Source organism: Natrialbaceae archaeon AArc-T1-2 (assembly GCF_030273315.1).
Taxonomy (GTDB): Archaea; Halobacteriota; Halobacteria; order Halobacteriales; family Natrialbaceae; genus Tc-Br11-E2g1.
Genome location: NZ_CP127174.1, coordinates 2,495,331 through 2,518,559 on the forward strand (window position 1 = coordinate 2,495,331; position 23,229 = coordinate 2,518,559).

General features: G+C 61.3%; 22 protein-coding genes and 1 tRNA gene. 10 read left to right on the forward strand and 13 right to left on the reverse strand.

Features of this window, described 5'->3' with window-relative positions; all coding sequences use genetic code 11:
* Nucleotides 1-321: 321 nt before the first annotated feature.
* Both QQ977_RS12845 and QQ977_RS12850 read left to right on the forward strand, forming a co-directional pair.
* The gene (locus QQ977_RS12845) at nt 322-996 is read left to right on the forward strand and encodes a site-specific integrase (protein WP_285926173.1); all 675 of its coding nucleotides are present in this window, start codon (nt 322-324) and stop codon (nt 994-996) included.
* Nucleotides 997-1,156: 160 nt separating this feature from the next.
* Nucleotides 1,157-4,201: an Eco57I restriction-modification methylase domain-containing protein gene (locus QQ977_RS12850; RefSeq protein ID WP_285926174.1), complete on the forward strand. Its 3,045-nt coding sequence runs from the start codon at nt 1,157-1,159 to the stop codon at nt 4,199-4,201.
* A gap of 527 nt (nt 4,202-4,728) precedes the next feature.
* On the opposite strand, the gene QQ977_RS12855 is transcribed toward QQ977_RS12850, so the two are convergent.
* The 5 genes from QQ977_RS12855 to QQ977_RS12875 all read right to left on the reverse strand — a co-directional run bounded on the left by QQ977_RS12855 (nt 4,729) and on the right by QQ977_RS12875 (nt 9,437).
* Entirely contained in the window at nt 4,729-5,694 is a 966-nt protein-coding gene (locus tag QQ977_RS12855; protein WP_285926175.1) for a tyrosine-type recombinase/integrase, read from the reverse strand.
* A gap of 387 nt (nt 5,695-6,081) precedes the next feature.
* Complete coding sequence (locus tag QQ977_RS12860) at nt 6,082-6,906, reverse strand: IS5 family transposase (RefSeq protein ID WP_285926176.1); 825 nt, start codon at nt 6,904-6,906, stop codon at nt 6,082-6,084.
* A gap of 43 nt (nt 6,907-6,949) precedes the next feature.
* Entirely contained in the window at nt 6,950-7,915 is a 966-nt protein-coding gene (locus QQ977_RS12865; protein WP_285926177.1) for a tyrosine-type recombinase/integrase, read from the reverse strand.
* 164 nt (nt 7,916-8,079) lie between these two features.
* Nucleotides 8,080-8,154: transfer RNA gene (locus QQ977_RS12870), tRNA-Glu, on the reverse strand.
* A 128-nt stretch (nt 8,155-8,282) separates the two neighbouring features.
* Nucleotides 8,283-9,437 (reverse strand): helix-turn-helix transcriptional regulator, encoded by a 1,155-nt coding sequence (locus QQ977_RS12875; RefSeq protein WP_285926178.1) that lies wholly within the window; start codon nt 9,435-9,437, stop codon nt 8,283-8,285.
* Nucleotides 9,438-9,617: 180 nt separating this feature from the next.
* Between QQ977_RS12875 and QQ977_RS12880 the strand changes: the two genes are divergently transcribed.
* The 3 genes from QQ977_RS12880 (at nt 9,618) to QQ977_RS12890 (ending at nt 12,032) form a co-directional block, all read left to right on the forward strand.
* Nucleotides 9,618-10,196, forward strand: a complete 579-nt coding sequence (locus QQ977_RS12880; RefSeq protein ID WP_285928710.1) for an MBL fold metallo-hydrolase — start codon at nt 9,618-9,620, stop codon at nt 10,194-10,196.
* A 98-nt stretch (nt 10,197-10,294) separates the two neighbouring features.
* The gene (gene purD / locus QQ977_RS12885; RefSeq protein WP_285926179.1) at nt 10,295-11,689 is read left to right on the forward strand and encodes a phosphoribosylamine--glycine ligase; all 1,395 of its coding nucleotides are present in this window, start codon (nt 10,295-10,297) and stop codon (nt 11,687-11,689) included.
* Nucleotides 11,690-11,795: 106 nt separating this feature from the next.
* Entirely contained in the window at nt 11,796-12,032 is a 237-nt protein-coding gene (locus QQ977_RS12890) for a hypothetical protein (protein ID WP_285926180.1), read from the forward strand.
* A 22-nt stretch (nt 12,033-12,054) separates the two neighbouring features.
* Here the strand turns inward: QQ977_RS12890 and QQ977_RS12895 are convergent, their stop codons facing one another.
* Both QQ977_RS12895 and QQ977_RS12900 read right to left on the reverse strand, forming a co-directional pair.
* Entirely contained in the window at nt 12,055-12,696 is a 642-nt protein-coding gene (locus QQ977_RS12895) for a metal-dependent hydrolase (RefSeq protein ID WP_285926181.1), read from the reverse strand.
* A gap of 6 nt (nt 12,697-12,702) precedes the next feature.
* Entirely contained in the window at nt 12,703-13,347 is a 645-nt protein-coding gene (locus tag QQ977_RS12900; protein WP_285926182.1) for a metal-dependent hydrolase, read from the reverse strand.
* A 97-nt stretch (nt 13,348-13,444) separates the two neighbouring features.
* On the opposite strand from QQ977_RS12900, the gene QQ977_RS12905 reads away from it, so the two are divergent.
* Nucleotides 13,445-13,972 carry an acyltransferase gene (locus QQ977_RS12905; protein ID WP_285926183.1) on the forward strand — a complete coding sequence of 176 codons (528 nt, stop codon included), beginning with the start codon at nt 13,445-13,447 and terminating at the stop codon, nt 13,970-13,972.
* Nucleotides 13,973-13,982: 10 nt separating this feature from the next.
* On the opposite strand, the gene QQ977_RS12910 is transcribed toward QQ977_RS12905, so the two are convergent.
* The 4 genes from QQ977_RS12910 to QQ977_RS12925 form a co-directional block, all read right to left on the reverse strand.
* Nucleotides 13,983-14,525, reverse strand: a complete 543-nt coding sequence (locus QQ977_RS12910; protein ID WP_345783337.1) for a small multi-drug export protein — start codon at nt 14,523-14,525, stop codon at nt 13,983-13,985.
* A gap of 7 nt (nt 14,526-14,532) precedes the next feature.
* Nucleotides 14,533-15,687 (reverse strand): NAD(P)/FAD-dependent oxidoreductase, encoded by a 1,155-nt coding sequence (locus QQ977_RS12915; protein WP_285926184.1) that lies wholly within the window; start codon nt 15,685-15,687, stop codon nt 14,533-14,535.
* 134 nt (nt 15,688-15,821) lie between these two features.
* Entirely contained in the window at nt 15,822-16,748 is a 927-nt protein-coding gene (rocF, locus tag QQ977_RS12920) for an arginase (protein WP_285926185.1), read from the reverse strand.
* A 123-nt stretch (nt 16,749-16,871) separates the two neighbouring features.
* A complete protein-coding gene (locus tag QQ977_RS12925; RefSeq protein ID WP_285926186.1) occupies nt 16,872-18,422 on the reverse strand; it encodes a hypothetical protein in 1,551 nt (516 codons plus the stop codon).
* Between the two features lie 89 nt (nt 18,423-18,511).
* Here QQ977_RS12925 and QQ977_RS12930 point away from each other — a divergent pair, with 89 nt between their 5' ends.
* Together QQ977_RS12930 and QQ977_RS12935 are read left to right on the forward strand one after the other, a co-directional pair.
* Nucleotides 18,512-19,363 (forward strand): TatD family hydrolase, encoded by an 852-nt coding sequence (locus tag QQ977_RS12930; protein ID WP_285926187.1) that lies wholly within the window; start codon nt 18,512-18,514, stop codon nt 19,361-19,363.
* Between the two features lie 157 nt (nt 19,364-19,520).
* The gene (locus QQ977_RS12935) at nt 19,521-20,102 is read left to right on the forward strand and encodes a DUF2150 family protein (RefSeq protein WP_285926188.1); all 582 of its coding nucleotides are present in this window, start codon (nt 19,521-19,523) and stop codon (nt 20,100-20,102) included.
* Nucleotides 20,103-20,243: 141 nt separating this feature from the next.
* On the opposite strand, the gene QQ977_RS12940 is transcribed toward QQ977_RS12935, so the two are convergent.
* Nucleotides 20,244-20,372, reverse strand: a complete 129-nt coding sequence (locus QQ977_RS12940; protein WP_285926189.1) for a hypothetical protein — start codon at nt 20,370-20,372, stop codon at nt 20,244-20,246.
* Nucleotides 20,373-20,508: 136 nt separating this feature from the next.
* A complete protein-coding gene (locus QQ977_RS12945; RefSeq protein ID WP_285926190.1) occupies nt 20,509-21,477 on the reverse strand; it encodes a transcription initiation factor IIB in 969 nt (322 codons plus the stop codon).
* 194 nt (nt 21,478-21,671) lie between these two features.
* On the opposite strand from QQ977_RS12945, the gene gatC reads away from it, so the two are divergent.
* Nucleotides 21,672-21,950 (forward strand): Asp-tRNA(Asn)/Glu-tRNA(Gln) amidotransferase subunit GatC, encoded by a 279-nt coding sequence (gene gatC / locus QQ977_RS12950; RefSeq protein ID WP_285926191.1) that lies wholly within the window; start codon nt 21,672-21,674, stop codon nt 21,948-21,950.
* Between the two features lie 2 nt (nt 21,951-21,952).
* The gene (gatA, locus tag QQ977_RS12955) at nt 21,953-23,221 is read left to right on the forward strand and encodes an Asp-tRNA(Asn)/Glu-tRNA(Gln) amidotransferase subunit GatA (RefSeq protein WP_285926192.1); all 1,269 of its coding nucleotides are present in this window, start codon (nt 21,953-21,955) and stop codon (nt 23,219-23,221) included.
* Nucleotides 23,222-23,229: the final 8 nt, after the last annotated feature.

Sequence of the window (23,229 nt, forward strand, 5' to 3'; positions counted from 1 at the left end):
GCACGTCGATCCGGGCGACGGTGACTTGGTGGACCGAGTGACCGTACACTACGACGTCGTTCGGGAGCACTCGGTCGAGTGTCAATCTACGTTCGCTGCATTCGAATAGAGTGTCCGAGAATACTTCAATCGAGGACAGTACAGCCTGTTTTGACCCGAGAATCTACCTTCCCAACCCACATTCATCACGGTTTGTAGGGACGTTTGTGAGCTTTGAGGACACACCCTAACCCGCCTCTTGGGGTAGTAGGTGCGAGTGTTACATGCAATGATCGAGCAAGATTCCAACCAATCACGGTCACAGACGAGTGAGGTTCGAGCATGCGAATGAAGAACTATGAGCAGAAAGACGGAAAACGAGTCTGGTTAGAACAAACCGAAGTACAGCTGCTACTCAGCAAACTCCCAAAACGCGAAACCGAGCAGCACATCGGTGTTAAACTCGGGTGCAAAGGAGGCACTCGACGCGCCGAAGCGGCAGCAGTCACACCGATCGACGTTGTGCGGAACAGCAATGGGACGTACCATCTACGGATTTGGTCGGACGTCGAGAAAACCGGAGAGTACCGCGAAACACCAATCCCGGTCGAACTGGCGACAGAGATCAACACGCTAGCGAACGCAAAAGGACTCGACCCGGACGAGGCAGTGCTTGACGTTACGCCGAAAACACTGTACCGGTGGGTGAAGCGCGCAGCAGAACGATGCTACGCCGAGACAGGCGACGAAGGCTGGTTGTACGTCGATTACCACGACCTCAGGCGAACGTGGGGAACACACCTCTTAGAACAGGGAGTCCTCCCGAGCGTGGTTATGACGTGGGGTGGTTGGACAGACTGGGAAACGTTCTTGAGGCATTATCTTGGAGAATTCTCTCCAGAGGCGCTGAAGCGGGAGCGGTCGAAAGTCGATTACCTTGAAGGTGATTCATCGGTCGTAAACGACCCGCAAGCTCACCTAATGCCGGTCGGAACAACTCACGCGCACCGATCGTAACCCCCTCAAAATTTTGTGGTTGTGGTTGAAAACAGGCGTTTCAGGGGTGTTAGGAGTGCGAAAACAGACGTTTCAAACGCCCGTATTTGGAGTGTTGAGTGGTTGAGTCAGCGCATGACAATCTTTGTATCCCTCGAATGAGAGTGACGAGATAATGGCTGTGAGCGCGGAACAACTCATCGACGATATCGATGCGGACAGGATCGAGAGTCTTGCCGATCGGTATCAATCTCTCTCGAAGTACGAGCGGGCACAAATGAACGAGGCGACGATCAGGCAACAGTACATCAACCCGTTAATCAGAGCGCTCGGGTGGGATACGACGAGTGACCAAGTGCTCCCCGAGCAACGAACTCTCACCGGTGACGCGGATTATGCTCTTTCGCTCAACGGTCGAGAACAGTTTTTCATTGAAGCGAAACGACCTGCGAAGAGTCTCGACGATACGCGCCGAGTCCGTGGAGAAGAGCAGTCTTTTGCGGTTCAAGCGATTGACTACGCATGGCACCAAGGGTGTGACTGGGCGGTTCTCACTAACTTCGAAGAGCTTCGACTGTATTTCTCTCACGTCCCCAAGGACAGGGTTGACGAAGGGCTCGTCTTTGAGCTCAGTGTCGATGAGTACGCGACTGAAGACGGGTTAGAGAAACTATCTAAAATCTCGAAGGCAGCGGTTCGAAACGGGTCTCTCGACGCGCTTGAACGGACGCGTCAACGTGACACGGTAACTGATGAGATTCTCAACGTTCTTTCGAAAGCTCGAATCCAGTTAACGACCGACGTGCACGAATCGCACCCGGAACTTTCGATGGATGAACTTCGGGAAGGCGTGCAGCGTATCCTTGACCGGTTAGTCGTGATGCGAGTCGCCGAGGACCGGTCGATTATCCCGCGCGACACGCTGTTGAAAATGACCGAGTCGTGGGAAGAGACGACCATCAACCGCGACGTTCGAATGCTCGTCAGGGACTTGAAGAACGCGTTCCGGGACTTCGACTCGGTGTACAATTCAGAGTTGTTCGCAGAGCATCCGTGTGAGAACTTCGAGATCGATAACGAAGTTCTTCAAGACGTTATCGAGGATCTGTACGAGTACAACTTCTCTCACATCGATGCAGACGTTCTCGGGTCGATTTACGAGGATTACCTTGGGCACGCGATCGAAGACCAAGAAGACGATCAAGACTTAGAACTCATTTCGCAGCAGGATGAGCGGAAAGAGGGAGGGGTGTACTACACGCCCGTCCCGGTCGTCGAGTACATTGTCGAAGCGACTCTCGGCGAACGCTTGGACAGTATCATGGCCGACGTGAAAGCCGAGTTAGACGGGGACGAACCGGATTTTGAAGCTGCGAGAAAGCACTTCGACGAGATCGAAGATATTCGATTCTTAGACGTTACGTGCGGGTCAGGGTCGTTCCTAATCAAAGCGTACGACCTCTTCGAGTCGTGCTACGATGAATTCAAAGGCCTCGTCAATGACGCGAAAGAGGACGGTGAGTTGTTCGGATTCTCGAACGCTCAACGCCTTCCGGATGATTACCGGCAGAGGATCCTCCGGAACAACATTTACGGGGTTGATCTGGACTACCAGGCGACTGAAATCGCGTCAGTAAACCTGTTGCTAAAGGCGTTGAAGAAAGACGAGAAACTCCCGACGATCCTTGAGGATAACATCAAACAGGGGAACAGCCTGTTGAACGGTTCTCCCGACGAAGTAGCCGACGTAATGGGTATTTCCGAGGAGGAAGCAGAGGAACTCGGGGCCTTAGATTGGGAAAACAAGTTCGACGACGTCTTCGAGGAAAACGGTGGTTTCGACGTTATCGCCGGGAACCCGCCGTGGGGAGCCGACATTGACGAGATCGACGCGTGGTTAGAAAGTGAGGAAGAGTACGACCTCGCTGTTAACCAGTACGACTCGTACGAGTTGCTCATCGAGTTAGGTGACGATCTGTTAACCGAGAATGGGACACTTGGGTTCATTATCCCTGATTCGATTTTCAACGAGGATTCCGTTCCGTTGCGACGCTGGTTAGTCGATGAACGCCAGTTAGACCGGGTTCACAAGCTCGGTGAAGGCGTGTTCCCGGACGTTTGGGCGGCGACAGCGATTGTACAGTACACGATCGCGGATCCGGATCCGGAGAACGAAGTCGAAGTCTCGCTACTCCAGAAAGAAGATCGAGAGACGATGATGGGTTCCGGCGGGGAAGCTCTCGGTAGCGTTGTCGGGAAGAAAAGCCACGTGACGCTACAGAAGCGCTTCCAAGAAGCGGACGGGTACACGTTCGACGTGTGGGCGTCCGAAGAAGATCACCGGATCATGGAGGCAATGACGACCGGTACAGTCGATTGGAGCGATGTGCTCGATAATGGGCGCGGTGACGAGATCGGTAAAGACGGCGAAGTGATGAAATGTCCGTACTGCATGGAATGGGATACGTTCCCGCAGAGTCGAGCGAAATCGAAAGGCGGTGGGTACTACTCGAAAACGTGCACTCACTGCGGTGAAGAGTACGAATTCGAAGAAGCCGTCACGACGAAAGAGATCATTCAACCGACCGAGACCGAGGACTGTGATTTACCGATTTACTTCGGTGAGCACGTAAGCCGATACCGGACGGAAGGTAGCGCGTTCATTGACGCGGATATCGACGGGATTGGTCTCAAAGACGATTGGCGATTCGAACCACCGAAGCTGCTGATTCGAGAGGCAGGTGTAGGGTTCTATGCGACGGTTGATTACACTGACGCGCGGTGCCTGAAGTCGGTCATGTCGTTCCGACCGTTAGAAGACCCGGAGGAACCGTACGACCAGTACGATTTAGAGTATTTCTTAGGGTTCCTGAACACGCGAGCGATGCTGTACTACTACGCGAAGCGGAAAGGGATCGTTGAGTGGCAGTCGTACCCGCGACACCCTCAGTCGTTCATCATGTCTCTCCCCATCCCGGCGGTTGACTTTGATGATGAGGACGAGGTTGAAGCGTACGAGGAGTTTGTCGAGTTAGTGCGTGAAGCGATCGAGTCTGACGGGAAGGTCGACGAAGACCTTGATTGGGAAATCGAGAAGCGAGCGCTCGATCTGTACGGGATCCAGGATGAGAACCGTCCGCGGATTTGGAATGAGCTCAAGGAATTGCAGCGACTCCGGATTGTACGAGAATTGTTCCCGGATGGCGGTGACGAAGACGACGATTAGTTGACGGGGACTAAGTCTCGGTGTCTGAATTGAACTGGGAGTACGTCACCCGACTCGACAGCGCGTACGCGATACGAGAGCCGGTCTAAGCCCCGACCGGTCTCACTACCTAAGTCATCCTCGAAAACGTCCACGACGACGCACTCGGCACCGTGGAATCGATTGTCCGGATCCTCACTCCCAAGGTACACGCTGACTTTGTCCCCAGTTGAGTACGGTTCCGAGGACGGTTGCGGAATATCTTCCATACTGCGTTTTGACCCTAACCCGTCTTAAGGGATAGTAGCCCTTAGTATCAGTTAGAAGGGGAGCCGGTTGGGTCGTCGCCCCTTCTGGAATCGTGGTTGAGCAAGGTAATACGGGTGGGAGTCCCGGGCGGAGATGTCAACTCCGCCGTTTGCTTGCGACCGGGCGGGTGCTTGTCCCCGCTCGCTGTTTTCAAAGACTCAGTGAGGTGTGGTTGTAGTTTTGTAGTCGGGAACAGGCGTTTCAAACCTTGTAACGCATACAAACGGACGTTTCAAACGTCACATATTGAACGCGTCACGCCTCAACTCTCGCTTCTGCTGTTCCGATCGAACGTCGTAATGATCCGAAATCACTCTCTCGCTCACGTCGAACCTCGAAGCTAAGAGAGATGGATCATGTCCTTGGTCGAGCCAAGCGGTGATTGACGATCGGCGGATATCGTGAGGGGAGACAGCTTTCTCGCACTTCGAGGAGTAATCCGCACAGTCACACGTTGAAGAGTAATCCGAACAGTCCGTGAGACGATACACTCGACGACGAATCGTTGATCGAGCCATTCTACCGTACCGAGTCGTGAGTAGACTAGATCGGTTGAAGTCGTCAGTAGAGTCGATCCGGCGATCCTCGATGTAATGTTTGAGGAGAGAACATACCCACCCGTGCAGATTCACTTCCCTTTCTGACCCGACTTTGTTCTTGAGGGGAGTGTGGGTCTCTGGCCGGTGGTTGAGTTCGATATACATTTCGTCGAGATGCAAATCCTTTAGATCGAGTGATCTGAGCGCGCCGATCCGTACTCCCGCTGTCCAGCAAAGCGCCAGGATTACGTGGTCGATCGACGCGTACTCGTAGCGCTCTAGCTCATCGAGGAGTGCCCCCGCCCGGTCAGCCGAGATTGATCGGTCGCGCGCTTTACCCCCGCGAGTCGGGAGTACAATCGATTCGGACAGATCGTTCCCGGGAACTCCCGACCAACCCATTCTCTCGACGAAACGGAGGAACAGGCGAACGACGCTTAGCTGGTTGTACATCGTATTACTGTTAATCTCGTCAGCCCGTGCGCGGCGGAAGCGAGAGATGTGAATCGGTTCGATCGACTGTAGTCGACTCACCCCCACGCGCTCACACCAGAGACGGAATTGCTTTAGCTGATAGCGATGGTTTTGAATCGAACTCGCAGAGAGTTCCGTCGATCGTTCAGTCAGGTACGCTTCAATCGCTTCTTGAGGTGTTACGTCGGTCATGGTCTTACGACCGACTGGATGCGCCGTCACACGGTCCGTGAGCGAGCGCGCCGAGACTTGTGATCTATTCGAGGCTACAGCCAGCCCCCTTCACCTGTAGTCGGAAGCCCGCGCAGCGAAGCGAGCAGGAACCGATATCGGCAGTCGGTGGAAGCGGAGCGCAGCGCCGAAGGCGCGAGCACCGAACCGCGAAACCGCGTGGAGCGAAGACCGAATCCTGCCCCAACCCACTCGCTCACTTCGTTCGCGAGAACCCACAGATAGCGTAGGGACGTTTATAGGTAGTTCCAGCATTGACAAGCTAGATTCCCTCAAGTCCCCCTATCGGGGGTCGTCGCCGTTGTGCGGTTATACAAAATGCTTTGTTGAATAGCTGCTGAACGATGGTTAGAGTGGCTCACAGAGCTTTTCTATGTTGATGATGGCGAACATGAGGACAATTTCACGGAACTGTCGATACCAGCCCAGCGCTCGCACGGCATCGCCGAGCGAGCGCTTCGTTGTCGAGTACGACGTTTCGGCCATCCAGCGCTGAGCGTAGCCTTTTGTCCGGATAAGCGTGTTGTTCCCTGTCGTGAGTGGTTTCGATCCACGCTGTAAGATCAGTGGTTCGACACCGAGGGCGTAGAACTCGTATTTGGTGTGCCAGTTGTGGAAGGCTTTGTCAGCAGCGACGGAAAGCAGGTCGTCCGCGTTCCGGCGGACGACCTGCGGCCCTGTCTTCGTATCGTGTTTCCACCGGGCTGAGATATGAACGTCAAGAACTGCAAGAGACTCTACATCGGTTAATGTGGTCACTTTCAGCGTCTGCACGCTATTCCCGGATCGCTGACGGTAATACGATGATGCAGCGTGTCGGTCGAAGAACGTACTGTCGAGAGCGACGTGTCCAGACTGCGGGTGTTGCTGCGCTGAAACGCGCAGCAACGCCCGCCACACCCACATTTTCAGCCGATCGAACGACTTGTAGATCGTGCTGTAATCCGGCAACTCGTCCTGATCGAGGCCAAGTACGTCACGAACCTCAGACATGTACTTCAGCCGGTTCGGCGTTTCACGGTAGCTATGGCCCTCTTCGAGCCGAAAACAGTGCAAAACGACATGTACCCAGCGGGCGAACCCGCCGCTGGCGGGCTCGCCCGCGTGCTTCCCCAACGCTTGTTTGGCTAGGTCTCGACACTGCTCAACGAAGTCGAGGATATCGATTTCCATACCAACCTCGATTTCCTCGACTTCATCCTTCTAACCCGTGATATCAGCTGATTAGATCGCTCTTCAACAGAGCACGATCTTCGGTATCGATATCCGTAAGGTTACAAAGCCGAGTCAGAAGATGCTTCAAGGCGCGTGAGCGGTACTGATTTCCTTGTCGTGTGAGCCACAACGCCTCCGAATCATCGTACATCGGGATCGTCTCCCGCTGTTTGATCCATTTATCCAATACATCGGCTGTTCTTGTTTGAAGGCTCACGATCCAGTTGTCCCTGTTTTTCGAACTCTCCTCTTTCGGGATACGAAGCACATTATTGTCGACGTCTACCCATGACGGTGTCGCTCGAGCTACCTCGATTGGTCGTAATCCAGCATCCAAGCTTACGAAGACTAATGATGGAATCTTCCACCCGTTGGCACGATCCCAATCGTCAGGCGTAACCTCCGATTTGGGTTTCTCGAAACGCTGAGCTAAATAGATCCGCCAGCGCTCGCGTTCTTCGGGTGTAAGACTATTATACGATGGAATCGATCCATATTCGAGAGTGGCTTCACGAATTTTACTTCGTTCCTCACGAGTCAGAAAATCTCTCGGCTGGGACGAACCACCAGAATTGAAGCGGATATCTGGCTCCCACTCATCGAGTCCATGCTTGTGATGTCTCCACTTCAGCAGCATCTGAACTGCCTTCTGGCAGTTATCCTTGTGGGCGTTGCTCTTCTCCTCGTATGCCAATTCCTGCATCCACCCATCCGCGTGCTCGTGAGTTACATCAGCGACATATCGTCCTTCTTGCTCCCAGACCCACCGGTAAAACATGTCCATCCGGTATGCTCTAGCCCGCACTGTCTCGAAGGCATACCCATTGACTTTGTCTGGATTCTTCCCGAACGTGAGCAACCACTTGAGACAGTCCTCACGTTGGGACCGATAGTCAGATAGTTGACGTTCGTTGAGCAATTCTTCGCTTGGTTCCGTGACTACCGTGATACCGTCCAGATCGGTCATGATTGCCCCCTGAATCTTACATCGAATGTGATTGCCGGGGCAACAACATGAACCGCAAGACGGCGTCGGGGTAACACGGCTTCGATTACGTGTTTGCCCTGTGGCATCGTATTCACCTGAGGTTAGCCACGGACCAAAACCGCAAGACGAGAAAGGGATTGGGATGCTCCGACGGGGATTTGAACCCCGGTCATTGCCTCGAGAGGGCAATATGATTGGCCGGACTACACTATCGGAGCCCACGTCGCTTACACTCGCTCGTTACCCGCTGGACTGTTTAAGGGTTCCGTTTCGGCCCCGGGCTGTCGGGGACTGACACCCACGGAAGGCTCGTGATTGGGTCGGGAAATCGTTACAGCGGACCGCATCACTCGTCGAGGGGTGACTTGGCTGCCTCGGGCTCGTAGCCGTCGAGGCTGATGATGTTCTCGCGGCCGACGCGGAGCTTGCTGATCGTGCCTTCTTCTTCCATATCCGAGAGGAGCATACTGACTTTGGATTTCGACCAACCGGTCTCGTCGACGATGTCGACCTGTTTCATCCGCCCACCGTTCTCGCGGATGAGGTTGACGACGCGATCCTCGTCGGTCATGAGTTCCTCGGTGGCGACCGGCTCCGGCTCGGGAGCTACCGACGGAGGCTGTTCGTCTGTGCCGTCGTCGTTCGAGTCGGCGGTCGATCCACCGTACCGGTACCAGGCGAGCGCACCGCCGAGACCGAGAACGGCGACGAGTCCGGCGGCGAGCGGCCAGGCTGACGCGTCGTCCTCGTCGTCACCGTCGGTCGTAGTCACGTTGTCGGTGTCGTCCTCGGGTGGTTCGAGAACGACGCGGGGTTGGCCGTCGTGGAAGTCCCGTTCCCCGCTCCAGGAGACGGATGAACTGTCCTCGAGCGACGGGCCGGTGTACTCACCGTCTGGCGTCGTATCGGCGAGGACGAGCCCGTCACCCGGTTGGATAACGAGTGACTGGCTTGGACCGATGTAGAGTCCGCCGTCGAAGACGTCCCCAACGACGACAGTCTCGTCGTCGGTGGACGCGAAGTTTGTCCACGTGAACGACATCTCGACGTAGCCCATGGCGTTGGGTCGGTAGTCGACCCCTGCGGTCCGGTTGAACTCGGTCGCGTCCATCTCGCGATCGGTTTCGGCCGTTCCGGTGTCGGCCAGTCCCTGCGCCTGTTCGGTAAAGCGGACGTAGAAGTCGGTTTCCTCTTCGGTGAACTCCTCGGCGAACTCCTCGAACGCGCTGACTTCGTCGTCGTCGAGCAGCCGTTCGTACCGGAACGTCCACGTCGCGTCTCCGTTTTCGTGGACGGTTATCTCGAAGGTCGTACTATCGAAATCCTGAGACGTCTCGTCCTCGGGGGCGGAGTACTGCTCGAGGCGGTCTCCGGTGTCCCGGGTATCACCGGCAGCTGGCTGGTCAGTCACAGCGGCCGAATCCGTGGCAAGAACCACACCGCCCGAGATAGCGACGAGTACGACGACGACGGCGAGTCCGACCAGAGCCGACCGATACATTCGTTCTACACTACGTGGCACAGCTAAAAGAGCTTGTGAATCGAAGACGACACCGTCACGGACGAGTATATGTTTATATTACGATAATAATAGCTCGTTACCGACGGAGCATCGACGCGGGGTCATCACGACGGCCTCGACTTCGACACGCACAAAGTGAGCGACGCCATACCGACCGTCATGATCACCAACCTCGCACAGGGGGTTAACGCGTTCACGAGTAACGTCTTCCTCGTCGACGGTGAACGAACCGTCCTCGTCGATGCGGGATCGAACTTCGACGTCGTTTCACGCGTTCGCGACCGCGTCGACGACCTCGAGGCCGTCGTGATGACCCACACCCATCCCGACCACGTCGGAAACCTCCCGGAAGTGAAAGATGCCTTCGACGTCGACGCGTGGGGATACGACCGGTCCCAGTCCGGGATCGACTACGCGATCGAAGACGAAACGGACGTCCAGCTGGGCGACGACGAGTACGTCGCCGTTCACACGCCAGGGCACAAAGACGACCACCTCTGTTTTTACTCTGAAGCTGCGAGCGTGCTCTTTGCCGGTGATCTGGTCTTCCAAAACGGCAGTTTCGGTCGGACCGACCTCGAGGAGGGCGACCGTGCGACGCTCGTCGAGAGCATCGACCGCGTAACGGAGCTGATCGACGGGGACCTCTCGGAGCTACACGTCGGCCACGGTCCGAGCGTCACGAACGAGCCCTACGATCACGTCCAGCTCGCGGGGCAGATGGCCCGCCAGATGTAAGACTCGAGAGCCCGCCGGACGGAGAGACAGCACGTTCGTGGATAGTTCGTGTCCTGAAAAGGACAACGTTTACACTATCGTGTGCGCCGTATTCGACTATGCGAGAGAACGTACTTCTGATTGGCGGAGGCGGGCGCGAACACGCCATCGCCCGTGCACTCGAGGACAGCGAGGCGCTACGCGCCTCGAGCAGTCGGACTGCGTCCGACGACAGCGAGGCCGACCTCTACGCCTGTGCGAGCAACCGCAACCCTGGTATCGCACGGATCGCCTCGGGCTTCGAGACGCTCGAGGAGACCGATCCCGAGGCGGTCGTCTCCTACGCCGAGGAGGTCGACGCGACGCTCGCGGTCGTCGGTCCCGAGACGCCACTCGAGGCGGGTGTCGTCGACGCCCTCGAGGATGCGGGCGTCTACGCCTTCGGCCCGCGGGAAGCCGACGCCCGCATCGAGACGGACAAGGCCTTCCAGCGGCGGTTCATGGCCGAGAACGACGTGGCGGGCTGTCCCGACTACGAGGTCTTCGACGACACCGAGGCCGCCTGTGAGTTTATCGACGAGTACGACGGCGACCTCGCGATCAAGCCCGCCGGGCTCACGGGTGGCAAGGGCGTCAAGGTCATCGGCGACCAGGTCACCGCCGAAGAGGGCAAGGCGTACATCCGCGACTCGGAGTACGACCGGATCGTCCTCGAAGAGCGGCTAGTCGGCGAGGAGGTCACCATCCAGGCGTTCGTCGCAAACGGCGACGTCAGGACCACACCCGCCGTTCAGGATCACAAACGCGCCTACGAGGGCGACGAAGGACCGAACACCGGCGGCATGGGGAGTTACTCTGATGCGACCGACGAACTCCCGTTCATGACCGCGGACGACTACGAGCGAGCCGTCGAGATCATGGAGGCGGTCGTCGACGGCCTCGAGGACTACCGGGGCATCCTCTACGGCCAGTTCATGCTCACCGCCGAGGGGCCAAAGGTCGTCGAGTTCAACGCCCGCTTTGGCGACCCCGAGGCGATGAACACCCTCCCCGTCCTCGAGACCGACTTCCTCGACATCCTGGTGGCCGCCCGAGACGGCGAGCAGTTGCCCGACCTCGAGTTCAGCGACCAGGCGACGGTCTGTAAGTACGCCGTACCGGAGGGGTATCCGACGGACCCGAACGCCGGTGCGAAGGTGCGGATCGACGAAGAGAGCGTGGCGCGGGCAGCCCGCGCCACGGATAACTCGAGCGGCGATGAGCCGCGAGAGAGCGCTGGCGATGCGCGGTTGTTCTACGCCAGTGTCGACGAACGCGACGACGGCATCTACACGACGACGTCGCGATCCTTCGCCGTCGTCGGCCTCGCCGATACGATCGCCGACGCCGAGGAGATCGCCGAGGACGCCCTCGAGGCCGCCGGCGAGGAGGGACTGCGGATGCGCCACGACATCGGTGAGGAAGGACTCGTTCAGCAGCGAATCGACCACATGAACGAGCTTCGCGGCGAGTAGGGTCGGTTCTCCCCCGTCACGTTCACCACAATCCGTGACTGCATCTGGGACGGTCGACCCTCCTCATGTCGGAACTATCACCTGCCCACGAGAATGACCCATTTATATGGGAGACGCAGCCTCGAGCGAACCTGCCGGTCCCGGTGAGCGGGTATACATCGCTCTCGGCGTCGTCTGTGCAGTGGTCGCGGTGTACGTCTACCCGATCGTGTTCGGGCCGGCGGCGATCTACTTCGGGGGTCGACTGTACGGGCACGGCTCACAGCCGACCGGCGTGATGGTCGCCTCACTCGGCGTTCTCGGACTGTTTCTGGGACTCCTGTACGGTCTTAGTGTTCAATAACGACGACTCGTTCAATTCTGGATCAGATCTGTTCCGGGGGCTCGGACTGGAACCGCTTTGCGACGACGACGAAGATCCCGATCACCACCAGGTACAGTTGCCAGCCGTCGACGGCGATGGGGGCCCGCCGGTCGACAGGTCCGGGATCCGGATCCGGCGTCGGATCGGCGGGCGTGGCGACGTGAGTCTCCGCCCTCGAGGCCCCGTCACCGACGCTGACGTCCTCGAGGTCGACGACCGTCTGGACGAACCCTTCCTCACTCGAGAGGTAGGCCTCACCCTCGAGGCGGAAGAACTCGTCGTGGAGCGGCCAGAGAGCGTTGATGCCGTCGAGGTGGGCCCAGTCGAGTGCCAGATGGGCGAAGGTGTGGACGAACAGCGCGACCCACGCCACGTGGACGCCGTACTGACCGAACCGACCCCGGAGCCACGACTCCGACCGGCGGGTGTCCCACCACAGCGCGGCGGCGACGACAGCGGTGAACACGTAATTGTGCAGGAAAGTGCGGTGTGCGCCTGCCATCACCCATCCCGCGAGGGCGTCGGCTTCCGGGAGGAGAAGGGCGGCGACGATCACGAACAGCGCCTTTCGGTCGTAGTACCGTCCGAGGAGGCCAGCAGCGAGCAGCAATCCGAAGCCGACGTGGACGGTCGAGGCGGGCATCACCGATCACCTATCGCCCTCGAGTGTGTACTTCGCCGGCACCGCCGCGATGGCGGTTACCACGGTGACGAGTTGCCAGCCCGATTCGACGAGACGGAGCCGGCGTTCGCTATCGGCCGGGTTCGCCCCGTCCGGCGTCGGGTTCACCCAGGTCTCGACGTGGTGGGTGCTCGGCCGTCCGGTCGTCTCGAGGGCGAGCCACCCCTCCCCCAGGTCGAAATAGGTCTGGACGACGCCCTCCTGGTTCGAGAGGACGAGCCGGCCTGAGACGACGTAGTAGCGATCGACCAGCGGATAGAGCAGGGCGACCCCGACGGAGGTACCGAGGTCGAGAGCGATGCCGGCGACGACGAACGAGGCGAGAGCGACCCACGCGACCCGGACGCCGTAGAAACCGTATCGGTCCCGGAGCCACGACGTCTCCCGGCGTTCTGTGTCCCAGTAGAGGACGCCACCGACGACGGCAGCGAGGAAGACGGAGTGAAAGGCCGCGTTCGTCGCCTCGGGGACGAGGAGACTGACCGCGACGTCGAGGTCGGGAAGGGCGGCCGCGAGTCCGACGGTCGCGATCGAACGCCGATCGAACGCGACGCCAAGGAGAGCAACCCCAAGAAGGACGCCGACGGCGACGTTGACGAGCGTCGGTGCCATAGGCGGAGATTCACTCGAGTCGCCATAAGCCTCCGGGCCACATCCGTACGGCCCGTTCGCGTAGGTTCTTGTGTTCTCGCCGCGAACGTTCTGGGCAGTGACAGACGACGGACCCTCACGACACGACCGCGTGACCTGCCATCCGACGCCCGGTTCGGCCAACTCACTTTCTCACTGGACCAGCGCCCGCCATCCCCTGCGGGTGGCGATCAACTACGTCGTCGTCTGGCTCGTGCGAATCTCGCCGAGTCTCCGGCTGAAACGCTGGCTCCTCCGACAGATTGGCGTCACCGTCGGTGACGGGGTCTCCTGGGGCCTCGAGGCCACGCCGGACGTCTTCTGGCCCGAGCTCATCACCCTCGAGGACCACGCGGTGATCGGCTACGACGCGACGATCCTCTGTCACGAGTTCCTTCAGGACGAGTACCGCACGGGTGAAGTCGTCGTCGGTGAGCGAGCGATGATCGGCGCCGGCGCGATACTCCTTCCGGGCGTCGAGATCGGCGAGGGCGCAAGCGTCGCAGCCAACTCGCTGGTCACCCGTGACGTGCCCCCCGGCGAGACGGTCGCCGGCGTGCCCGCGACACCGATGCAGTCGCCGGACGACACGGAGACCGACGGGTAGCTCCCGTCGTCTAGACGACCCCCTCGAGCACCGACGCGCCCGCGACCGAGGCGACAGTGATGAGGACGGTCCAGACGGCGATGGAGACGGTCATCCAGGCGAACGTCGAGCGACCGCGTGCGCCCAGGCCGAGTGCGAGGACGGCCGCGAGGTGGACGCCGGTGACGATTGGCCCGAGAAGCGCCAGCCCGGGGAGTCCGTAGGCGTTCCAGATGCGCCTGGCTCGAGCGTATCTCGCCGGTTCCTCGCCGTCCCGGCGACTGGCGAGCCAGGCGGCAACCCGCCGGTGAGCGAGCACGATGGCGTATATGGGAACGACGTTCCCGGCGAAGGCGACGACGGCGACGACGGCGGGATCGAGACCGAGCGCGACGCCGATCGGGACCACGACGAGCACCTCAAGCCACGGGATCGCAGCGAGGACGAATACGAGCAGGTACTGCCAGGGGCCGCTTGCGGCGTCGATCAACTCGCGAGCGCGTGCGTCGACGCCGCCTTCGAGGAGAGAAGAGAGCGGGAGTCCGATCACAACCGAGTCGAGAACGGCGAACACGGGAGAGCTACAGCGACGGCCAGGCTTTCCGGGCGCGGTTCCAGGAGGTGAGATCGGCGACCCAGCGGGCGGCGATGAACTTCTTCAGGTTCTTCGCGGGCAGGCCGCCGAACGTATCGACGGGCAGCAGCTTGACGTCGTGGGCGACGGCTTTCTCGCCGACGGAGATGACGGTTCCCTTGTCGTCGTGTTCCCAGGTCTGCAGTGGGCGGTTCTCGATGACGCGGGCGATGTTCTCGCCGGCGACCTCGGCGGCCTGCCAGGCGGCCTGTGCCGTCGGCGGTGCCGGCTGGCCACCCTGGTCGATGATCGCCGAGTCGCCGATCGCGAACACGCGCTCGTCGCTGGTCTGGAAGTTCGCCTCCGTGTTGACGCGGTTGTGTTCTTTCGCGAGGTCCGCATCCTCGAGTGCGTCCCGTCCCGTAATGCCGCCGGTCCAGACGAGCACGTCGTACTCGAGAGAGTCGCTTTCGTCGAACTCGATGGCGTCATCGGTGGCTTCGGTGATCGGGTCGTCGGTGTGGATCCGGACGCCGGCCTTCTCGAGCAGATCGCGCAGAGCCTGCTGACACTCCGGATCGTTACCGGGGAAGATCTCCTCGAGAGCCTCGACGAGGTGGATCTCGATGGGAGCGCGGTGTTCGTCGCGAAACTCGGCGATCTCGCCGGCGATCTGGATGCCCGAGAGGCCGGCACCGCCGATGACGATCTGGGCGGGTTCGCCACGCGTCGCATCCTGACTCGCGGCCGTGATAGCGTCGTGGATCTCGAGTGCGTCGTCGAGGCTTTTGAGCGTTAGCGCGCGTTCTTTCAGACCTGGAATGCCGTAGAAGGCCGTCTGGCTGCCCAACGCGACGAGGACGTAGTCGTACTCGACGTCGTCGCTGTCCTCGAGAGAGACGACCTGGTCGTCGACGTCGAGACCCGTAACGCGGTCGTGGACGAACCGGGTCGCCGGATCCGCGATCTCCTCGATCGGGATCGTGATGTCGGACCGGACGGCCGGATCGCGAACGACGCGGTGGGATTCGTGGAGAACGAGGTGATAGTCCGTTTCCGAGATCCAGGTCAGTCGGGTACTACCGCCGAGCTCGGATTGGAGCTTCGCGATTGCACCGGCGCCGGCGTATCCGGAACCGAGAACGACGACGTTCTCTGTCATAGGGGACAGTCCGCTAGCCTCTGATACAAAGGTGTTGAAACGCTGATGGCCGTGTGTGCCGTTCACACTCGCTCTCGGCCGTGTTCGTGGTTGCACGTTCACGCACGCCGACCTGTCGAGACCGCGCTGTCTCGTCACAGAATGCGCTTTCCGAGCGCGCTCGCGGCGAGTTCGACGGCCAGGCTCGCGGTCTCGTTTGCCTCGTCGAGGATCGGATTGACCTCGACGACGTCTATCGAGCGCAGGATGTCGTCGCGCTCGTCTCGCCTCGAGATCGCCTCGAGAGCGGTGTGTGCCTCCCGATACGTGACGCCGCCCCGAACAGGCGTCCCGACGCCGGGGGCGGTCCGGGGGTCGAGCCAGTCGAGGTCGAGGCTGACGTGGACGCCGTCGGTATCGTCGGTTGCGATCGCGAGAGCGTCCTCGACGACGGCGGCGATCCCGCGTTCGTCGATGTCGCCCATCGTAAATGCCGTCACGTCGCTGTCGCGAACGCGTTCGCGCTCTTCCCCGTCGAGACTTCGAAGGCCGACGTAGACGGTCGATTCCTCCCGGACGCCGGCGGTGTGGGCCCACTCGAGGTCCGCGAAGATGCCCTCGCCGAGGACGGCTCCGAGACCCATCCCGTGGACGTTCCCGCTCGGCGAGGTCTCGGGCGTGTTACGGTCGGCGTGGGCGTCGAACCAGAGCACGCCCACGCCTGGATCTGCCTCGCGTGCGGATCCCCGTATCGTTCCGATCGACAGCGAGTGATCGCCGCCGAGGACGAGCGGGAACGCACCGTCCTCGATGATCTCTGCGACCCGATCGTCGAGGCGAGTACAGACCGCCTCGATCTCGCGGAGGTACTTCGCGTCGCCTCGCTCCGGCGGACGCGCGTCGGGGTCGCGTTCCTCGGGACTGGGGACGAACAGGTCACCCGCGTCGACGGGTTCGACGCCGGCGGCCTCGAGTTCGTCCGCCAGCCCCGCGTACCTGATCGCCGACGGTCCCATATCGACGCCACGGCGGTTCGCGCCGAGATCCATCGGCACGCCGACGATTCGAACCGGTCTGCTCATGGGTCGAGTACACCGGTCGGCCGTTTAGTTATACTGCCGGACGTGAGTCGTGAAAAGATTCTCGCCGCTCTTGGGTGGCGAGAACCGTCACACAGTTACGTCCGATAGTATTACCCGGCGGGATCACTCGCCGTTTCGCTTGCCGATCCAGTCGGCGAACCTTCCCTCGAGTAGCGTCTCCGTCTGGCGGTCGACGTAGGCCCGTTGCATCCCGGTGATCGCCGCCGCGAGCGAGTCGCCCGATTCGACGCGACGGGTCACTTCCTGATGTTTCCAGCCGGCCGGCGTCACGCCCTGGCGCACCCGCCGGCGGAGCGGATAGAGATACTTCGCTGCCTCATCGTCGGTCAGTCCGCGATTCGTCAACCCGTCTTCGGCGTGAGCGAGCAGGTCCTCGTAGATGCGCTCGCGATCGGTCGTCTCCTGGCCGTCGTTCGTGATCCAGGTCAACTCGGCCTCGAGGCCCTCCCGCATCGCGGCGTAGAAGTTCTCCCTGGCGAGGCTCCACTCGAGTTCGACCACGGGGTGTTCGAGTCGGGTCAGGCTCTCGAGCAAGCCGGCGAAGGCGGCCTGGACGGCGACCGAATCTCGGACGGTCGGCTGGGCGGGGACCGGCCGAAACTCGATCCGGGCGTTGGCGGCCGACCGCGTGGGACCGTCGAACACCGGCCGGACCCACCGCCAGTACGTGCCGTGTTTGCGCCGGAAGTGAGCGAACTCGTCGTCGAACCGGTCGCCAGCCGTGACCGGCATCGGGACGAGCGTGTCGTCGGCGGCAATCCGATCGACAGCCTCCTCGACGCTCTCTAGGTCCCGCGGAAACCGGACCTTGCCGGCTCCGGTCGACGGATCGTTCAGCACGGTTTCGAAGACGCTGATCCGGTGTTCCATCCATGCCTCCTCGAGGACGCTCTCGGCCGTTGCGTCTTCGTCGTAACAATCCGGCGGGAAAAACGGCGAGTTCACACAGACTGCGAGCAACGGTCCGGCGATCCGAACGGCGTAGTTGAAATACGCCGGGAGGTCCTCTGCGTGAGGCACCTGGTAGTGGGGCTGGATCGACGTGATGAGACTCTCCGGCATCACCGTCTCTGCCGACAGCGAGACGTTCGGCGCGTCGATCGTCATCCCCGCGGTCTGGGCCTGCTCGGTGTTCGCCATCGCGTGATAGCGCGCCGCGGCGCTCATGTTCGTCGCGATTCGGATCGTCCGTCCATCCGCGGTCTGTTCGACGCTGTCGGTCAGATACTCCCGGGCGCGTTCGCCTGCCGGCGGGATCGTCCACAGTCCGTCGCTGACCAGCCACATTCCCTCGGTGTGAGTGACCTCGAGTGCGGTCTGGAGGCGGGACTTGACTTCGGACTCCTGGGCACGCAGTCCGTGGGCGTTCAACGGCTGCGGACTGGTCGTCATCTCGGCGTTGTGCAGCCCGAGTTCCTTCTCGAAGCCGATCAACTCGAGCAGCCGACGCGGGACCCGCCGTAGCGACCGATCGTCGGCGTCGGTCGCGTAGAACTCGTACTCGAGGCCGACGATCGCCTGCGGGTTGTCGAAGACACCGTCCCGGACGTAGGCTTTGATCGTCTCCGCGTCGTCCTCGACGCGCTCTTGGAACGACGCGGCGTCGACGGCGAGGACCTCCGCGACGCGCGACGCCAGCACCTCCTCTGTCATGCCCGCCAGTGACGGGGGGAGGCCCTTTAAGCCCCCGGGCTCCGACCGAAGTCGGATGCGTTTTCATGTCCGCGGTACTCACACGGCACATGAGCGATCTCGAGATCGAGACGCCGATCCTCGACGACCATCTGCACCTCGATCCCGACAACGGGCGCGGACTCGAGGCGGTCGAAGACTTCGCGGACGCGGGCGGAACGCACCTGTTCGTGATCAACAAGCCGTCCTGGCAGTTAGGCGTCGACGCCGACTGCGGGGAGGACTTCCGGCCCGTCTTCGAGCGCACGATCGAGGTCGTCGAGGCGGCCTCGGAGATCCTGCCGGGACGGGCCTGGCCGATCCTCGGCGTCCACCCAGCCTGTATCTCACAGCTCGTCGGCGGCCGGGGCTACACCCCCGCCGAGGCCAGCGAGGTCATGCAGGAAGGCATCGACGTCGCCGCCGAGTACGTCGATCGCGGGGCGGCACTCGGTCTGAAGTCGGGCCGGCCCCACTGGGACGCCCCCGACGACGTCTGGGCGGCCTCGAACGACGTCATGCGACGGGCGTTCGAGCGCGCGGGCGAACTCGACTGTCCCGTGCAACTGCACGCCGAAGAGAGCGAAGAGATGACCGAGGTGATCGAGTGGGCCGAAGACGCCGGACTCGCCGCCTGCCGTGTCGTCAAACACTTCGCGGGCGGCAAACTCGAGGGACCGATCCCGAGCGTGATCAGCATGAAAGACGAACTCGAGGTCGCCACAGAGCGCGGCGAGCCGTTTCTCATGGAGACCGACTTTATCGACGACCCCGACCGGCCGGGCGCGGTGCTCGGACCCAAGACCGTCCCGCGGCGAGTCTCGTGGCTGCTCGAGGAGGGCCACGAGGACGCCGTCCGGAACGCACACGTCGAGACGCCACGGCTGGTCTACGACGTCGACACCGAGGCGACGCTCGAGTAGCTCGAGTCCGCATCTGTCGCGAAACCGCTCAAGTACCACGGTACGGGCCGAATTTCCCACAGAACCGAACGTTCAGCGCTCCTACCGGAGTGTAACGACGTTTTCGGCAGCACACAGGTAGAGAAAGGCATTTCACGCGGCCGGTGTAGGTCCCTGTATGAGCAATCCCCCCACCGAGTTCTACTCGGCGGAGCGCTGGCAGAACTGGATCGACCGTATCGACGACGAGGAGATCGATCCGGAAGACGAAGACTCCGCACGACTCCTGTTGAATCTGCAGGACGACACTGCTATCGCCGTCGCGAAGATCGTCTCGGCCTACGACGACGACATCATCGATCAGGACGACGCACTCGAAGAGATCGCCAAGGTACGTGAGATCGTCTTAGACGAGGTCGAGATCGACGACGAGGAGAAACGGATGCTCGTCGACGGCGTCCAGACGAGTCTCGTCTGCGTCTTCTTCGCCGCCGAGGAGTACGTCGCCGGTGGCCCCGCCGAAGAGGGAAGCGTCAGCGACTATCTCGGGGCAGCAGCCGACGCCGAGGCCGAAGAGGACTTAGACGCCGCGCTCGGGTACGCCGCCCAGGCCGGAACGCGCATCATCGACGGCGAGGAACTTGATATGACGATCGCGGAGGAACTCGAGTACGGACTCGTCACGGAGTGGATCAACGGACTCGACAGCCTCCAGAGCGCGATGAGCGATCCGGAGGTCGTCGAAGAGGACGACGAGTGAGACAGGGGCAGGAACAGGGGACGTTCTCGACGGCAGTCCGTACACGGTCGGAAGAAGTCGGGACGAGTCTCGACCATCTGCTCGGTCGAGAATCCACACTGTGGTTCGAGATGAGGTGACGTGACGGCCAGTCGAATACGCTCACGTCCAGACGCGAAGACACGCCGTCGAACAGAAGTGCAACTCGATGGATTTGTTCGACTCGCCGTCGACGTAAGTCGTGAGCGTGTACGCGATCTCGTCGTCCGACGTACAGTTGTCACATCTCATAGGCGAGCAGTCGACGAGCGGTATCTTGAGTATACCGTGGTTACTTTGGAAACGAACGATTAACGCGGGTCGAGAAACGGAATAGAACAGAACAGAGACGCGGACGAAACGCCGGCGAGCCGACCGGAGACGGAACTTAGGCGGGCGTGCTCTCTTCGGCCTCGAGTAACTCGTGGTAGCGGTTCCGGATCGTAACTTCGGAGATGTTGGCGACCTCGCTGACCTCGTTTTGGGTCACTTTCTCGTTGGTCAACAACGCGGCGGCGTACACGGCAGCAGCCGCCAGGCCGACCGGCGACTTCCCCGAGTGGACGCCACGTTCTTTCGCCGTCTCGAGCAGCGCACGGGCGCGACGTTCGGTCTCGTCGGGAAGGTCGAGTTCGCTCGCAAAGCGCGGGACGTAGCTCACCGGATCGGCGGGTTTGACCTCGAGGCCCAGTTCGCGGATCACGTACCGGTAGGTGCGGGCGATCTCGTCTTTCCCGACGCGGCTCACTGCTGCGATCTCGTCGAGGCTGCGGGGGGTGCCGGCCTGGCGGGCGGCGGCGTATAGCGACGCCGTCGCGACGCCTTCGATCGAGCGACCCGGTAAGAGGTTCTCATCGAGTGCACGGCGGTAGATCACCGAGGCGGTCTCGCGGACGTTCTCGGGGAGGCCGAGTGCGCTTGCCATGCGGTCGATCTCGCCGAGTGCCTGTTTCAGGTTGCGCTCTTTCGAGTCGCGCGTGCGGAACCGTTCGTTCCAGGTGCGCAGGCGCTGCATCTTCTGTCGCTGGCGGTTCGAGAGGGTCTTGCCGTAGGCGTCTTTGTCCTGCCAGCCGATGTTCGTCGACAGCCCTTCGTCGTGCATCATCTTCGTCGTCGGCGCACCGACGCGACTCTTCTCGTCTTTCTCGGCGGCGTCGAACGCACGCCACTCGGGGCCGCGGTCGATCTCGTCTTCCTCGACGACCAGCCCACACTGGCGACAGACGGTCTCGGCGCCTTCGCTCTCGAGACGACCGCCACACTCCGGACAGCGCGTTTGCTCATCGGAGGACTCGGTGGACTCCTCGTCGGTCGTGCGACGCTCACCGCTCCGCGTTCGGATCGGAGATTCTGTCATTGTATTGCAGCCAGGGCGGTGGAAAATTCTCTGACCAGCAATATATACGACCGAAACTCACTTAAAATCTTCGGTTCAACTGTAATGGGAGCGTGCCGCACCGGTGCTCGTTTCGCCCGTGGCTCGTCTGATGTGTCTCCGATCGGTTCGGTGGTATCGAAACCCTTACTCCCCGATGGCCGGTTCGTCAACGTATGAGCGACGACGCCGTAACTCCCGAGACGGTCCGCCACGTCGCGGAACTGTCCCGGATCGACCTCGATGAGGAGGAGGTCGACCGGTTCGCCAGCCAGTTCGCGGACATCCTCGAGTACTTCGAGACGCTCGATTCGGTCCCGGAAGTCGACCGTGAGGCCGACCTCGTAAACGTCATGCGTCCCGACGACGAACGCGACTCCCTCTCGAAGGAGGAAGCGCTCCGGAACGCCCCAGACAGCGAGGACGGCTACTTCAAAGGACCGAACGTCTCCTGATCATGTCGGCGAACATCTTCATCACCGAGACCGAACTCGAGGGTGCGGACGACGGACCGCTCGCGGGCACGACCGTCGCCGTCAAGGACAACATCTCCACCGACGGCGTCAGGACGACCTGTGGCTCTGCGATGCTCGAGGAGTACGTCCCACCCTACGACGCCACCGTGATCGAGCGCCTGAAGGAAGCGGGTGCGACGATCGTCGGCAAGACGAACATGGACGAGTTCGGGATGGGATCGACGACCGAAACCTCCTCCTTCGGTCCGACGGACAACCCGGCCGCACCGGGGTACGTCCCGGGCGGCTCCTCGGGCGGCTCGGCGGCCGCCGTCGCCGCCGGCGAGGCGGATCTCGCGCTCGGGTCGGACACGGGTGGCTCGATCCGGTGTCCGGCCGCCTTCTGTGGCGTCGTCGGTCTCAAACCCACCTACGGGCTCGTCTCCCGGTACGGACTGGTCGCCTACGGCAACAGCTTAGAGCAGATCGGTCCGTTCGCGGAGAGCGTCGAAGGTGCCGCCGAACTGCTCGACGTGATCGCGGGTCCCGACGACAGGGACGCCACCACGCGGGAGGACGGGGAAGATGCCGACTACGCCGGCGCGGCCGACGGCGACGTCGACGGCCTCGAGATCGGCGTCCCCACCGAGTTGCTCGAGGGAGCAGACGAGGGCGTCGTCGAGACGTTCTGGGACGCCATCGACGACCTCGAGTCCCAGGGCGCGAGCTACCACGAAGTCAGCCTGCCCTCGGTCGAACACGCCGTCGAGGCCTACTACGTGATCGCGATGTCGGAAGCCTCCTCGAACCTCGCCCGGTTCGACGGCGTCCGCTACGGCACCTCCGGCGGCTACGAGGGTAACTGGAACGAGGCCTTCGCCCAAGCCCGCGATGAGGGCTTCGGCGACGAGGTCAAACGCCGCATCCTGCTTGGCACCTACGCCCTCTCTGCCGGCTATCACGACAAGTACTACAAGAAGGCCCAGGACGCCCGCGCGTGGGTGAAACAGGACTTCGACGAGGCCCTCTCGGAGGCGGACGTCCTCGCCTCGCCGACGATGCCGGTCCCGCCGTTCGAACGCGGCGAGAGCCTCGACGATCCGCTGCAGATGTACCTCGCGGACGCGAACACCGTGCCGGTCAACCTCGCGGACCTGCCGGCGATCTCCGTTCCAGCGGGCGAGGCCGACGGGCTGCCGGTCGGGCTCCAGATCGTCGGCCCCGCCTTCGGCGAGGAGGAGATTATTCGAGCGGCGAGTGCACTCGAGTGACGTTGGTC

Excerpts from the sequence above, each read along its gene's own strand:
- gatA (WP_285926192.1), top strand. The coding sequence starts at position 21,953 with ATGTCGGCGAACATCTTCATCACCGAGACCGAACTCGAGGGTGCGGAC.
- QQ977_RS12945 (WP_285926190.1), bottom strand. The coding sequence starts at position 21,477 with ATGACAGAATCTCCGATCCGAACGCGGAGCGGTGAGCGTCGCACGACC.
- QQ977_RS12935 (WP_285926188.1), top strand. The coding sequence starts at position 19,521 with ATGAGCAATCCCCCCACCGAGTTCTACTCGGCGGAGCGCTGGCAGAAC.
- QQ977_RS12855 (WP_285926175.1), bottom strand. The coding sequence starts at position 5,694 with ATGACCGACGTAACACCTCAAGAAGCGATTGAAGCGTACCTGACTGAA.
- QQ977_RS12880 (WP_285928710.1), top strand. The coding sequence starts at position 9,618 with ATGATCACCAACCTCGCACAGGGGGTTAACGCGTTCACGAGTAACGTC.
- QQ977_RS12925 (WP_285926186.1), bottom strand. The coding sequence starts at position 18,422 with ATGACAGAGGAGGTGCTGGCGTCGCGCGTCGCGGAGGTCCTCGCCGTC.
- QQ977_RS12940 (WP_285926189.1), bottom strand. The coding sequence starts at position 20,372 with ATGAGATGTGACAACTGTACGTCGGACGACGAGATCGCGTACACGCTC.
- rocF (WP_285926185.1), bottom strand. The coding sequence starts at position 16,748 with ATGAGCAGACCGGTTCGAATCGTCGGCGTGCCGATGGATCTCGGCGCG.
- QQ977_RS12860 (WP_285926176.1), bottom strand. The coding sequence starts at position 6,906 with ATGGAAATCGATATCCTCGACTTCGTTGAGCAGTGTCGAGACCTAGCC.
- QQ977_RS12895 (WP_285926181.1), bottom strand. The coding sequence starts at position 12,696 with ATGCCCGCCTCGACCGTCCACGTCGGCTTCGGATTGCTGCTCGCTGCT.
- QQ977_RS12865 (WP_285926177.1), bottom strand. The coding sequence starts at position 7,915 with ATGACCGATCTGGACGGTATCACGGTAGTCACGGAACCAAGCGAAGAA.
- QQ977_RS12915 (WP_285926184.1), bottom strand. The coding sequence starts at position 15,687 with ATGACAGAGAACGTCGTCGTTCTCGGTTCCGGATACGCCGGCGCCGGT.
- QQ977_RS12930 (WP_285926187.1), top strand. The coding sequence starts at position 18,512 with ATGAGCGATCTCGAGATCGAGACGCCGATCCTCGACGACCATCTGCAC.
- QQ977_RS12845 (WP_285926173.1), top strand. The coding sequence starts at position 322 with ATGCGAATGAAGAACTATGAGCAGAAAGACGGAAAACGAGTCTGGTTA.
- gatC (WP_285926191.1), top strand. The coding sequence starts at position 21,672 with ATGAGCGACGACGCCGTAACTCCCGAGACGGTCCGCCACGTCGCGGAA.
- QQ977_RS12900 (WP_285926182.1), bottom strand. The coding sequence starts at position 13,347 with ATGGCACCGACGCTCGTCAACGTCGCCGTCGGCGTCCTTCTTGGGGTT.
- QQ977_RS12875 (WP_285926178.1), bottom strand. The coding sequence starts at position 9,437 with ATGTATCGGTCGGCTCTGGTCGGACTCGCCGTCGTCGTCGTACTCGTC.
- purD (WP_285926179.1), top strand. The coding sequence starts at position 10,295 with ATGCGAGAGAACGTACTTCTGATTGGCGGAGGCGGGCGCGAACACGCC.
- QQ977_RS12890 (WP_285926180.1), top strand. The coding sequence starts at position 11,796 with ATGGGAGACGCAGCCTCGAGCGAACCTGCCGGTCCCGGTGAGCGGGTA.